The organism is Lactobacillus sp. VURO6/B1 (VP7), from assembly GCF_058139575.1.
In genome coordinates this window covers 61,147-73,884 of the sequence record NZ_JBVOWJ010000012.1, presented here as the reverse complement: position 1 = coordinate 73,884, position 12,738 = coordinate 61,147, and the positions used below count along the sequence as shown (strand labels likewise).

General features: G+C 35.0%; 12 protein-coding genes. 8 read left to right on the top strand and 4 right to left on the bottom strand.

All coding sequences use genetic code 11. The annotated features are described in order from the left end of the window. Positions 1 to 145: 145 nt before the first annotated feature. Entirely contained in the window at positions 146 to 1,015 is an 870-nt protein-coding gene (locus ACZ2M0_RS07930) for an RluA family pseudouridine synthase (RefSeq protein ID WP_490059083.1), read from the bottom strand. Positions 1,016 to 1,099: 84 nt separating this feature from the next. Here ACZ2M0_RS07930 and ACZ2M0_RS07925 point away from each other — a divergent pair, with 84 nt between their 5' ends. From ACZ2M0_RS07925 to ACZ2M0_RS07905, 5 genes are read left to right on the top strand one after another with little or no spacing between them, the layout of a single operon-like run. Then, positions 1,100 to 3,157, top strand: coding sequence for a PBP1A family penicillin-binding protein (locus ACZ2M0_RS07925; protein ID WP_490059082.1), 2,058 nt, complete (start codon positions 1,100 to 1,102; stop codon positions 3,155 to 3,157). A 14-nt stretch (positions 3,158 to 3,171) separates the two neighbouring features. Next, positions 3,172 to 3,525: a YlbF family regulator gene (locus ACZ2M0_RS07920; RefSeq protein ID WP_490059081.1), complete on the top strand. Its 354-nt coding sequence runs from the start codon at positions 3,172 to 3,174 to the stop codon at positions 3,523 to 3,525. A gap of 2 nt (positions 3,526 to 3,527) precedes the next feature. Then, on the top strand, positions 3,528 to 4,739 hold the full coding sequence (locus ACZ2M0_RS07915) for a metallophosphoesterase family protein (RefSeq protein WP_490059080.1): 1,212 nt from the start codon (positions 3,528 to 3,530) through the stop codon (positions 4,737 to 4,739). Further along, on the top strand, positions 4,726 to 7,224 hold the full coding sequence (locus ACZ2M0_RS07910) for an ATP-binding protein (RefSeq protein ID WP_490059079.1): 2,499 nt from the start codon (positions 4,726 to 4,728) through the stop codon (positions 7,222 to 7,224). The genes ACZ2M0_RS07915 and ACZ2M0_RS07910 overlap by 14 nt, the downstream gene beginning before the upstream one ends. Then, positions 7,217 to 8,194, top strand: a complete 978-nt coding sequence (locus tag ACZ2M0_RS07905; RefSeq protein WP_490059078.1) for a 3'-5' exoribonuclease YhaM family protein — start codon at positions 7,217 to 7,219, stop codon at positions 8,192 to 8,194. The genes ACZ2M0_RS07910 and ACZ2M0_RS07905 overlap by 8 nt, the downstream gene beginning before the upstream one ends. Positions 8,195 to 8,232: 38 nt before the next feature. Here ACZ2M0_RS07905 and ACZ2M0_RS07900 read toward each other — a convergent pair whose 3' ends face one another. The 3 genes from ACZ2M0_RS07900 to ACZ2M0_RS07890 all read right to left on the bottom strand — a co-directional run bounded on the left by ACZ2M0_RS07900 (position 8,233) and on the right by ACZ2M0_RS07890 (position 10,029). Then, positions 8,233 to 9,132: a peptidylprolyl isomerase PrsA gene (locus ACZ2M0_RS07900; RefSeq protein ID WP_490059077.1), complete on the bottom strand. Its 900-nt coding sequence runs from the start codon at positions 9,130 to 9,132 to the stop codon at positions 8,233 to 8,235. 114 nt (positions 9,133 to 9,246) lie between these two features. Continuing rightward, entirely contained in the window at positions 9,247 to 9,591 is a 345-nt protein-coding gene (locus ACZ2M0_RS07895; protein ID WP_490059076.1) for a hypothetical protein, read from the bottom strand. A gap of 6 nt (positions 9,592 to 9,597) precedes the next feature. Beyond that, positions 9,598 to 10,029, bottom strand: a complete 432-nt coding sequence (locus ACZ2M0_RS07890; RefSeq protein ID WP_046332337.1) for an HIT family protein — start codon at positions 10,027 to 10,029, stop codon at positions 9,598 to 9,600. A gap of 90 nt (positions 10,030 to 10,119) precedes the next feature. Between ACZ2M0_RS07890 and ACZ2M0_RS07885 the strand changes: the two genes are divergently transcribed. Genes ACZ2M0_RS07885 through trmB form a run of 3 tightly spaced genes read left to right on the top strand, consistent with a single transcriptional unit; the run spans position 10,120 to position 12,717 of the window. Further along, a complete protein-coding gene (locus tag ACZ2M0_RS07885; RefSeq protein WP_490059075.1) occupies positions 10,120 to 10,860 on the top strand; it encodes an ABC transporter ATP-binding protein in 741 nt (246 codons plus the stop codon). Further along, positions 10,853 to 12,049: an ABC transporter permease gene (locus ACZ2M0_RS07880; RefSeq protein WP_490059074.1), complete on the top strand. Its 1,197-nt coding sequence runs from the start codon at positions 10,853 to 10,855 to the stop codon at positions 12,047 to 12,049. Before ACZ2M0_RS07885 ends, ACZ2M0_RS07880 begins: the two co-directional genes overlap by 8 nt. Positions 12,050 to 12,057: 8 nt before the next feature. Beyond that, positions 12,058 to 12,717, top strand: a complete 660-nt coding sequence (gene trmB / locus ACZ2M0_RS07875; RefSeq protein WP_490059073.1) for a tRNA (guanosine(46)-N7)-methyltransferase TrmB — start codon at positions 12,058 to 12,060, stop codon at positions 12,715 to 12,717. The last annotated feature ends 21 nt before the right edge of the window (positions 12,718 to 12,738 follow it).

Here is a 12,738-nt window from a genome sequence, read left to right as displayed (position 1 = left end):
TAGAATTTATTAAAAATTGTCGGATAAATAGGTTAACAGTTTTATTATTTGTTAGCAAAATTACTTGATTTGAATCTTCAAGTACTCCATTATAGAATTTTTAATTAAATAAAGAAGATCGTTGGTCATTTGACAAACGGTCTTTTTAATTTTGCAGTAGAGGAATATCTTTATGCGATAATTTTACTTTTAGTTTGTCTAATGAAAAAGGCTTTTGTAGTGATATTTGGTAAGCAGTTAGGTGCAAAAATTGTTCATTTTTAAAGTCGGGGTTATACAGTGGATCTCCTACAATTGGGCAGTCAATCGCAGCCAAATGAACCCGAATTTGGTGCGTTCTTCCTGTTTCCAGTTCTAATTTAACTAAAGCAGTATTATTGTCTAAATGCTTTAAAATCTGATAATGTGTGATTGACTTTTGACCGTTACTTATTATCTTGCGTTTGCGCTGATCAAGTGGGTCATGGCCAATTGGCAAATCGATTGTTGCTCTGTTAGCTATCGGTTCATTAACATTAATCACAGCTAAATACTCACGGTGAAAAATCTTGGCTGTTAATTCCCGATTCAAAATAGGAACAACTGCCGGGTTTTTGGCTACCAGTAGCAGACCACTAGTTAACATGTCTAGCCGATGTACAATAAAAGGGGAAAATCCTAAATAGGTGGCACAATCATTCAGGGCTGTATTAGCTTCCTTTAAATTTGGGTGCGTCTTTTGTCCCGCAGGTTTATTTATAATTAAGAGATTCTCATCTTCGTAAATAACCTCCGGAATTTTACCACTTGCTGGATAAATATGTTGCTTAGTTTCAACGTGATCGAGCCAGAGTTCAACTTTATCATTCGGGCTTACTTTTTGATTAAAATGATAATAACTACCATTAATCAGTACTTTTTGTTCAACTCGCAAAAAATGACGCCATTTTCTCGGAATGAGTAATTGACGTAATAAATCATTGACAGTACACGGATTGAGATTTTCAGGGAAGTTAAAGGTAAAATAATAGCTCATAAATATTTGTTAAATCTTTTTGAAAATAAAGGTAATTTCCTTTAATATGATACAATTTTAGTTGTTTCTAAAGGAGCAGATAAAATGGAAAACAATGAACCAAAGAAAAACGGGATAGGTGGCCTATGGCACCGTTTTGATAACCGTTTTTTCATCGGTCGCTGGATCATTTTGATTTTGCTTACCGTGATGTTATTGGTTTGTACTTATTATACCGTTAAAGTTAAGACTTCAAATATATCAAATTTAAAAGCATCATTATCAGCTACAACCGGTATTTACGATTATAGAAGCCAAAAATCTGGTTCACTATACTCACAAAAGGGCACGTATGTTGGCTATAATAAAATTTCCCCTAATGTAAAAAATGCAGTTATATCAACAGAAGATCGTACTTTCTGGAAGAACCCGGGCTTTAGTATCAAAGGCATGGGCAGAGCTGCTTTAGGTTTGGTTCTTAATCGTGGTCAAATATCTGGTGGTGGTTCAACTATCACGCAACAATTGGCTAAAAATGCTTTATTGACGCAAAAGCAAACCTTCTCTCGTAAAGTTGAGGAACTTTTCTTTGCTGTCGAGATAAATCATGTCTATTCTAAAAAAGACATATTGACTATGTACCTTAATAAAGCTTATTTTGGCAATGGTGTATGGGGTGTTGAAGATGCCAGTCAAAAATATTTTGGTAAAAATGCCAGTCAGTTGACGATTGGAGAGGGAGCAACTTTAGCTGGCATATTACGCAATCCTAGTAAATATAACCCAATTGACCATATGTCCTATGCTTTATCTCGGCGTAATTTAATTCTCAACCTTATGGTTGATAATCATAAACTCTCAATTTCAAAAGCAAAAAGTGAACAAAAAATTGGGTTAACGCTACGAGATACCTATCATAATCAAGATGGCTATCGTTACCCTTATTTCTTTGACGCAGTGGTTGACGAGGCAATTAATCGCTATGGGTTAAAAGAAGAAGATGTAATGAATAAGGGCTTGAAAATATACACAACTCTTAATCAAAATTATCAAAGTCAGTTGCAACAAAAATTTGATCAAGGGTATCTGTTCCCGCAAAATGCGACTGATGGCACGAAGCCTCAAGGTGCAACAGTGGTAATGGATCCTGCAACGGGTGCAGTTCGAGCTGTAGTAGGTGGTCGCGGCAAACATGTATTTCGTGGTTATAACCGTGCGACACAAATGAAGAGACAACCAGGCTCTTCAATAAAACCAATAGTTTCTTATGCTCCAGCGCTTCAACAGGGCTATCACTATGATTCTCAGCTTTCTAACAAACTGCAGCGTTTTGGTAAAAATGGTTATCAACCGCATAACGTTGACAATGGTTATTCTGATAAAATCCCTATGTACTCTGCCTTAGCACAGAGTAAGAATGTTCCCGCGGTTTGGCTATTAGATCGAATTGGGGTATCTAAGGGCGTTCAATCAGCCAATAATTTTGGTATCAAGGTGCCAAAAGAAGATCAAAATCTTGCTTTAGCTCTAGGTGGACTATCAACAGGTGTTTCACCAATCCAAATGGCTCGAGCATATTCAGCTTTTGCCAATAAGGGAAATTTACCTAATAATTCTTATTTCATCACTAAGATTACTGATGCTAGCGGGAATGTGATTGCTGAAAATCATGATACAGGCACGCATCGGATTGTCTCGGAAAATACCGCTAAAGAAATGACTACTATGCTATTGGGAGTTTTTGCAGGCGGAACTGGAACATCGGCTCAACCAGCCGGTTATCGGGTTGCAGGAAAAACTGGGTCAACTGAAGTACCAAACTCTTATGGCTTTGGTACTAAAGATCAGTGGATCGTTGGTTATACACCTGACGTTGTGGTAGCAACTTGGGTTGGCTTTGACCGTACTAATCAGCAGCACTTCATGCATGGCGTTTCGGAAACTGGTATTACCAGGTTATATAAAGCTGAAATGGAAAGTATTTTGCCATATACAGCTCAAAATCAATTTAAAGAACAAGCGCCAAAGCAAATTATTCAAAATAACGGTGCAGGTTCGGATTGGACAAAAGGTTTCGGAGATAAAATCGAAAAAGGCATAGGTTCAGCAGGAGAAAAAATAAATGAATGGTATAATGACATTAAAGGACTTTTCGGTCATTAATTAGGAGGAAAAAGATGATAAATATTTATGACTCAGCAAATCAAGTAGCAACTGATCTGCAAAAACTTGACGAATTTAAGGCTTTAAGTGATGCTGTTGCTGCAGTTAAAAATAATGAAGAAAGTGCAGCTTTGTTCAAACAGATGGATGAGATGCAAACAAAAATTATTAATTCACAGTCTGAAGGAAGAGATTTTCCTAAGGATCTAGAAGAGGATTATAAAAAATTAAATGAAAAAGTGCAAAAAGATGCACAAATATTAAAGCTCTTGCAGGCTGAACAAAGTATGTATAAAACAATTGACGACGTTCAAAAAGCAATTACTAAACCAATTAATGACCTTTATGATGGTCTTAGGAATAAATAATAATGAAATTTATCCATTTTGCTGACGCACATTTAGATAGTCCATTTTTGGGGCTATCTTTTTTACCATCTGAGAGTTTTAAGCAGATTCAAAAAGCTCCAATGCATTCTTTAACTAAAATTGTAGATCTGGCTCTGAAAGAAAAGGTAGATTTAGTATTAATTGCTGGGGATACTTTTGATAGTTTCAAGCCAACTCCCAGTGCACAAATTTTTTTCGCCCATGAAATTGAGCGTCTAGTCAATGCGCAGATTCAGGTAATTATGATTTTTGGTAATCATGATCATATGTCAAAGGAAGACTTATTGGTCGCTGAAAGTCCTTATTTCAAATTATTGGGTAATGGTGAAAAAGTAGAAACTGTCTCTTATAAAACAAAAAACGGTTTTGAGTATGACGTGACAGGCTTTTCATATTTGGCAAATCATATTAATGAAGACATTGCAGCGCAGTTTCCTGCTAAAAGCAATCGTTATACCTTTGGCATTATGCACGCACAGGAAAGAGCAGGTGCAAGTGCACAAAATGTTTATGCGCCTTTTAGTTTGAGTGAATTACAAAATCTCAATTACAATTATTTTGCATTGGGTCATATTCATTTAAGACAGGTCTTGTCTGAGACCCCATTAATCGTATACCCGGGAAATATCCAAGGACGCCACATTAATGAAACCGGTCCCAAAGGTTGTTATTTAGGAACTATTGATGAGCAAACAAAACAAACCAAGATTCATTTTGTGCAGACTAGTTCTATTACATGGAGTAAAAAAGAAATTGAACTAACAAAGCCAATGACAAAAACAGAACTGGAAAATATGGTTATTAATTGTTTGTCCGCAATATCAACTACTTATTTTTGTCTGCAAATTAAGGGTGCTGATTTTTTGAATGAAAAAGAAAAAGAGTTGGTTCAAGACAGTGATTTTTGGCAAATGATTTCCAGAAAACTGACTCACGACTCACAATTAGTAGATATCCGTTTTATTAATGGGAGCAATTTAGAGATCGCCTTTAATGATCAAAAATACTTTAAACAGGCTGAAAAAGAAGTTTTTAGTCCTGATCAATTTGCTCAAATCAGTAAAAGCTGGGCTTTAAAAACTGATTATACTGATAGTTTGGCCCAAGACCCTGAATTTGCTCAGGAAGTAAAGCAACTCGCGGAAGTCAAGTTGAATAGTAAATTGAAAGGAGTTAATGGTGAAATTAATTAAACTTCAAATAGTTAATTTTGGTCAATTTTCAAACTTTACTTTTGATTTATCAAATTCAAACATTGATGTTTTTTACGGAGCTAATGAAGCAGGAAAGAGTACCATCGTTGCCTTTATTAAACAGATTTTATTTGGCTTTCACCTTGCTAACCAAAGTTCAGAGTTTTTTGAGGACTACACTCCTTTGGCACAAGTAAGTCCAATGGGCGGGTCTTTATTTTTTGAAAATGAAAATGGTCAGCATTATCAACTGGAAAGACTTTATGCAAAGGGTAAAGGGTCAAAAGCTGGTACTTTGACTGTTAAATGTGATAATCAAGTAGTACCGGAAAGTGTTTTTTTTGATCAAATTAAAAATATTGATGGTAAATTTTATACTGATAGTTTTATTTTTAATCAGGATATGCTGGCAAAAGTTGATCAGATTAAGCAGAAAGACTTAATGGAACGTATCTATTATTTGGGTGCGGCTAATAGCGACAGTCTGATAACTTTACGTGATGATTTTGCTAAAAGTGCTGACGCCTTGTTCAAAAAGACTGGTAGAAAGCCGCTTATTAACCAATTGCTGCTGGAAGTTAAAGCTGAAGAAAGTAAAGTTAGTAACTCTGAAAATGAATTTTCTGTTTACCAAGAACTTAATGACAATTTTAAAAAACAAAAAGTTTTGCAACATCAAGAAGAGCAAAAAGAACTTGAATTACAAAAAGAGTATGACAAGTTAGAAAAGATTCAAAAACTTGTTCCCAGCTACGAAAAATTACAAGATTTACAAAATCAAGTTAAAACAATCAACTTTGATTCAGAGCAGTTTCAGTCTGCACAAACTTTAACAATGCAGGCTGAATCTTTGCATAAAAAACAACAAAAAATCACAGCAAAGTTAAATGAATATTCTGATGATCCGGAAGAAAATACAGCAGTTTCAAAGCTTATTCAAAAAAAGCCGGAAGTATTGCAATGGCAATCAGAATATAGTAACTGCTTGCAAAAAGATGAACAAATTAAAGATGAGCAAAATCAACTTATTGCACTCGATCCCAATCTGAATAAGATTGTGGGAATGGAGCAAGAAGAAATTATTAAACTGCAGGAAGACTATCAAAAACTACCCCAAAAGGAATTGAAGATTGGGCAGAGTAAGAATAGTAATTCTAAGCAGTATCTTTTATTTGGTGGCGTTATTTTTGTAGTCGGTTTAATTTTATTGTTTATTGCACGAGCTTTTGGTTTTTTAGCTGTTGGTATGGGATTGGCTCTAGTAGTATTTGGTTCTTACCAGCAAAAGCAAACGCAAAATGCAGTAGAAACTGCAACAGAGCAAAATGAAAAGATAAGGCAACAAAGACAGTCTTTTGAAAAACGGTATGGTATTAATCCAATCAATTTAGATATAAATAATTTAATTAATGAATGGAGACAATATCAAGTATTAATTCAAAACTTAAAAAGGAATAATCAACGAAAAAATGAGTTAATAGGATTAGTCACACCGATAGCAGTCCAATTAGGTGATGAACTGAAGCAAACTGTAAGTACTTTTGAAGATGTATTGAATGCACTAGACCAACTAACTGAGAAAATAAATTTAGAGAAATTACGCCGGGAAAAGCATACTAGCTTAGAAAACAGTTTGGCTGAAAATAAAGATGAACTAACTGAAAATGAAACTAAGCTTAAAATGATTCTGGCAAAGGCTCAAGTTACTAGTTTAAGTGAGTATGAACAAATACAAAAACAAAAGCTAAAACAAGATGAAATACAAAATCAGATCGATGCTCTTAAGACAAATTTGCAAAATGATTTGAGTGAGTTAAAAAGTTATGTCAAAAATAAAACGGAAAATCAAACTGAACTTGCAAATTTAAGGTCAAAAATATCTGCAGTTCATGAAAATATTAATCACCTACAGGGAAAAGCAGCTGAAATAAAAGTCAAGATGGAAAACTTGGCAAACTCAACGGCTGTTTTCGAGGAAAAGCAAAAACTGGCCAACTTAAAGGCAAAATTGAAAAACTTGAGTGTTGAATATTTGGCTGATCTTTTTACCGCAAAATGGCTCAGTCGTGCTCTTGATCTAGCTTCGAATGAACGATTTCCCAAAATGCTGGTTACTGCTAAAGAATATTTGCGACTATTAACGGATAACCGGTATAATAATATTGAAATTGGTAAAAAAATAACGGTTACTCGTTTTGATGGTAAGAAAATAGAAGTGCAGTACCTTTCACGAGGAACTTCTGAACAATTATACTTTGCGTTAAAACTGGCTTTTGTTCAACAAATACGAGATGAAATAAATTTACCTATTTTAATAGACGACTCTTTTGTTAATTTTGATGATCACAGAGTTGATGAAATTGAAAAGCTGCTTCAAGCAATTGCTAGAAACAATCAGGTATTAATTTTTACTGCGCAAACAAGTCTTGTTGATAAATTGCGAATACAACCGCTAACTTTTAAGAGAGGAACTAAAAATGTATAAACGTTTGCTGGATTATAATGATGGCGAAGAACTAGAGTTGGTTGTGCTAATTAAGAATTCTCAATTGCGACATACAAAAAAAGGCAAACTTTATCTAGCAATGTCATTTAGTGACTCTTCTGGTGAGATTCGTGGCAACTTCTGGGATGCTAATGATCAAGATGCTGCAACTTTTAATGCAGGAACAATTGTAGAGCTTGACGGCAAGCGAGAAGAATATCAGGGCCAGCCACAAATAAAGATTTATAGCTTACGTGTTGTGGGCCCAGAAGAAGGGTATGATCTTAGGCAATTTATCAAGTCAGCTCCCGAAAAAATAGCTGATATGAAAGAAGAAATAAACCAGTATGTTTTTGAAATACTGAATCCTACTTGGAACAGGATCGTACGATTCTTATTAAAAAAATGGGATAAGCGTTTTTTTGAATTTCCTGCTGGAAAAAGTAACCACCATGCAGTGCGTGGTGGACTGGCCTACCATACTGTATCCATGCTGCGTGATGCAAAAGGTTTGGCTGATAATTATTCACAAATTAACCGTTCTTTGTTATATGCTGGCTGTATTCTCCATGATATGGGTAAGGTACTCGAATTAACCGGTCCGGCTGCGACTCAATATACAACTGAAGGTAATCTGATTGGACATTTAGTTTTAATTGATGAACAAATCATGCTCGCGGCTCAACAACTTAAAATTGATTTGGAATCTGAAGACTTGTTGCTGCTACGGCATATGGTTTTATCTCATCATGGTAAATTTGAGTATGGCTCACCTAAGCTACCTGCTTTGCTTGAAGCCGAGTTATTGCACCGCATTGATGATTTGGATGCATCTGTTTATGCTATCACCAATGCTTTACAGCACACTCGTCCTGGTAACTTTACGGATAATATAATGAGTCAAGGTGGCCGTAAATTTTATAGACCCAAAACAGATGAATCATTAGGAAAGTCTCATAAATTAGAGTAAAAAAAGAGTTCAAGCATGCTTGAACTCTTTTAATATAATTATTTTTTATCAGTAGACGTAGAGACATAAGAAGCTAAGACATCTTTTAGATCTTTATCTTTTATGTCAACTCCAGCCTTTTTAATAACTTTGGCTAGAACATCATGCATAGTTTGTTGGTCTTGTGACATTGACTGATAGATCTGGTCATCAATCTCTTTTTTGTGTGAAGCAAAAGATCCTTTAGCAGGGTGCTTAATCATTCTGATTACATGATAACCGGATTGAGATTTAACTGGGCTCTTTGTTGTTTCGCCCGTCTTTAATTTAAAAGCAGCCTTCTTAAACGCAGGGTCCAAACTAGAATCGGTAGAATCAAAAGCTGGCAGTTTTCCCTCATTTTTCTTAGTTCCTGGATCTAAAGAATACTTTTTCACTAAACTCTTAAAGCTTTTACCATTCTTTAATTCATTAGTAATTTCTTCAGCTTTAGATTTTTTAGAAACTAAAATATGTTGCACTTTAACCTTTGGCTGATAATCTTTCCAAACTTTATCTTCTTGACTCTTTGAAATCTTCTTGATGTCCTTTAAAGCAGCTTCAGTAAGCAAGTTTGTTTTCAAGTTTTGCTTGAAACTTGAAGCAGTCATACCATTTTGTTGCAAAACGGCATCAAATTGACTACCATATTGCTTCTTGTAGTTATTGTATTGTTTATCAACTTGCTTTTTTGAAACCTTGTTGCCATATTGTTGCTCTAAAACACGATTGATAATCATGTTTGCCAGGGCGGTTTTACCAGACTGAGACTTTTTCATTTCGTCATAGTATTCTTGCTGAGTAATCTTACCGCCTTTATAAGAAGCAACGGTTTTACCACCATTGGAACAAGCCGCTGTTGATAAGGCCATACTTGCTACGGCAATGACAGCTGCTGCTTTTCTGATATATTTTTTCATAAAATAAATTCTCCACATCCTTAATAAATTAAGTCACCGACAACTAATATAACATAAACTGACAAATCTAGTTTTTATTTTTAAGTTTTTTGCCAAAAATTGCCAGTTTCTTTACTAATTTTTAGAATTATCAGTTTCATTTTCAATATTACGATTAATCGCTGAAGCTTTGCCTTTTAGTTTGGCTATAATTCGATTAATGCTTATTTGATAATATTCCACTTCATTTTGTAATTCAGAAATTGCTCTTTTTGCTTCTGGCAAAGACTCTTTTAATTTTTGCTTGGCAGTCTTTAATTTTTTGCTAGATACGCCAAGATCACTAATGTCTTCTTTAACTGAATTAATTGGTTTTTGCACTGATGGAAATAAACGATTACCGTTTTTATCTTTAAATAGTGAAAGAACAACGCCAAAACCAGCTCCCACTGCTAAACCTAAACTAAAATGTTTCATCATGTCACCTTAGAACTCGGCTCTAATTGCAGCTGCAACTTTTTGGTAATCTTCCTCAGTATATTTTTCAGCGTTATTGCGCGTTGCAATCTTTAAACCGTCTCCTTCAAAGCGTGGTATAAAGTGAATGTGTGAATGCATTACTACTTGGCTAGCACTAGCGCCATTATTGCTACTAATGTTCATACCAGTAATTCTTGGGTCAAACTTTTTAATTGCATTGGCAATTGTTGGAATATATTGTAGATATCTCTGAGCGTCTTCAGGTGTATAATCAAAAAAGTTAGTGATGTGTTTTTTAGGAACCATCAGAGTATGGCCGGGATTAACTTGAGATAAGTCTAAGAAGGCTTTGACGTCATCATTCTCGAAAACTGTGTAACTGTTGGCTTCACCTGTGATAATTTTACAAAATAAGCAATCTTTATCTAATTCTTCCATTTTAAAACCTCTTCATTTCAAAATTTAGTTTCTTTTAATATCATGCTATCATATTAAATGAGTAAATTCATTAAAAGAAAGATAGGAATTATGACTTTAAAAATTGAACATTTGACTGGTGGATACATTGGTGTGCCAGTCATTAAAAATATTAACTTGGAAATTAAACCAGGGGAAGTTTTAGGAGTTATTGGGCTAAATGGTGCTGGCAAATCGACAACAATTAAACATATCTTGGGGTTATTACGACCACAAAAAGGGAAAATTACTCTCAATGGCATTGATTTAGCGGCTCAACCTACTAAATTTAAAAGACAAGTCGCATATATTCCCGAAACACCGGTTTTGTATTCAGAACTGACTTTGAAGGAACATCTGCAATTAACTATTCTCAGCTATCAGTTAGATGAAAAGCAGGCTTGGGCAAAAGCTCATGAGTTGCTGCAGATGTTTAGGCTGGATGATAAGCTGGATTGGTTGCCGATTCATTTTTCAAAGGGTATGAAACAAAAAGTCATGATTGTGTGTGCCTTTTTGGCAAATACAGAACTCCTTGTAATAGACGAACCGTTCACTGGACTAGATCCTTTAGCAGTAGCCAATTTAGTGCAATTGATCAAAAATGCTGCTGGTCAGGGTAAAATGGTATTAATGTCAACACATATTTTAGCTAACAGTGTCCAAGCAGTTTCACGCTACGCGGTCTTAAACAATGGCAAAATTGCGGCTGCCGGCACTTTGGCTGAAATTCGCATGCACTATGCTTTAAAGGAAACAGATTCATTTGACCAAATTTACCAGATTTTAAGTCAGGAGCAACAAAATGCGTGATTTGGCTAAAAGAAGGCTGCAGGTAAATTTAAGCCAATCTTTAAAATATCTAGTTTTGGTTTTTAATGATTTCTTTATTTTGGCTCTGATTTTTCTTTTTGGAGCGCTCATGTTCTGGTACGCACAGGCAATGAAAAGCATGCCTGAAAGTCTGTGGTATTATCGTCCGCTAGTTGGTATTTTGTTATGGCTGCCACTTTTAATAGGGAAACTGGTAACATTGCTAAAACCAGCTGATTTACAATTTTTACTGCCCGAAGATGAAAATTTAGCATTATATCTGAAGCCAATGTTAATTTACAGCTTGATTGTACCTACAATTTGCTTGGCTTTAATGGCGGGAATTATATTTCCTTTTGCAACGATAAAGGCAAAGATTGAACCGTTAGATTATATTTTCGCTGTTTTTGCTGTGTTTTTGGCCAAAATAGTGCAACTTAAAGTTAGGGAATATAATTTATATTTTAACCGTAAAATTTCCATCTTAGTTTTAAATATCATTTTCCTACTTTTGTTTGGTTGGGGAATGTATAAACCCCAGAGCATGATCATAATCGCAATCTTGCTAGCAGCTGCTGTCTTTTTTATAGTTTTGAAGCCACGGCATGCAGCTCTTTTTGACTGGCAATATGCTGTGGAGCAAGAGGAAAAGCGCAAAAATGTTGTTTATAACGCTTTTAGTATGTTCACAGATGTTAAAGAAAGACAGACTAATATTAAAAGACGGAAATATTTGGACTTTTTATTGCCTAAAAATTTAGCGTCAGAAAATCCCCATAAATTTTTGTATCGTCGTTCAGTGCTTAGAAATCCTGAAAATATTAATTTAGTTTTACGAATGACCGCTTTTGCAGTTTTAATTTCTTGGCTGGTCCAGAATTGGGTTTGGGCATTATGTTTATCATGCTTAGTAGTTTTTTTAACTATTTACCAGTTGATACCAATGGTTGATGAATTCGATAGCAATATCATGTATCGGGTTTATCCAATTGAGCGCACCAATCGGGGGTTAGATTTAGTAGCGGCTTTAGCAGGAATATTATTAGCTCAATGGGCTTTAATCAGTGTTTCTTGGCTGATTACTTTACCAATTAATTTACACTTATTTGTAGCAATGGGATGTTTAGTTGTTTTCAGCTGGGGCGTATTAAGGTTATACTTACCTGCAAAAGTAAAGAAAAGGAAGTAGTAGAATAGATGAGATTACGTAACAAGCCGTGGGCTGTAAAGCTGGTACAAGATCATCCGGAAAGTGTGATTGATCGACCGGATCCGAGTCAAAAAATTGATTGGTCAAAACGGTTTGCAGATACTTCAAGACCACTAGAAATTGAAGTAGGTCCTGGCAAAGGAAAGTTTATTACCACAATGGCAGAAGAGCATCCTGAAAAAAATTTTGTTGCTTTGGAATTGCAAATGACAGCAGCTGGCATGATTTTGCGGACGAAACTTGCTAAAAAATTGTCTAATTTACAAATTTTATGTGCTGATGCAGCTAATATTGCTTCTTTTTTTGATAGTCACAGAGCAAGTAAAATTTATTTGAACTTTAGTGATCCTTGGCCTAAAACTAGACATGAAAAAAGGCGGTTAACCTACAAGACCTTTTTACAAAAATATCAGACCGTCTTGCAGGAAAATGGTCAAATAGAATTTAAAACTGATAATGCAGGCCTTTTTGCTTATTCAGTGCAAAGTATGAATAATTTTGGGATGCATTTTGATTTTGTCTCGGTCGATCTTCATAATGAAAAAGATGAAATTGTAGCTGCCAATATTGAAACGGAATATGAACACAAATTTGCAGCTCAGGGAAATCCAATTTATGCTCTGCATGCTGATTTTGGGGTAAAATAATTAAATAGGAGTAAGGATTGA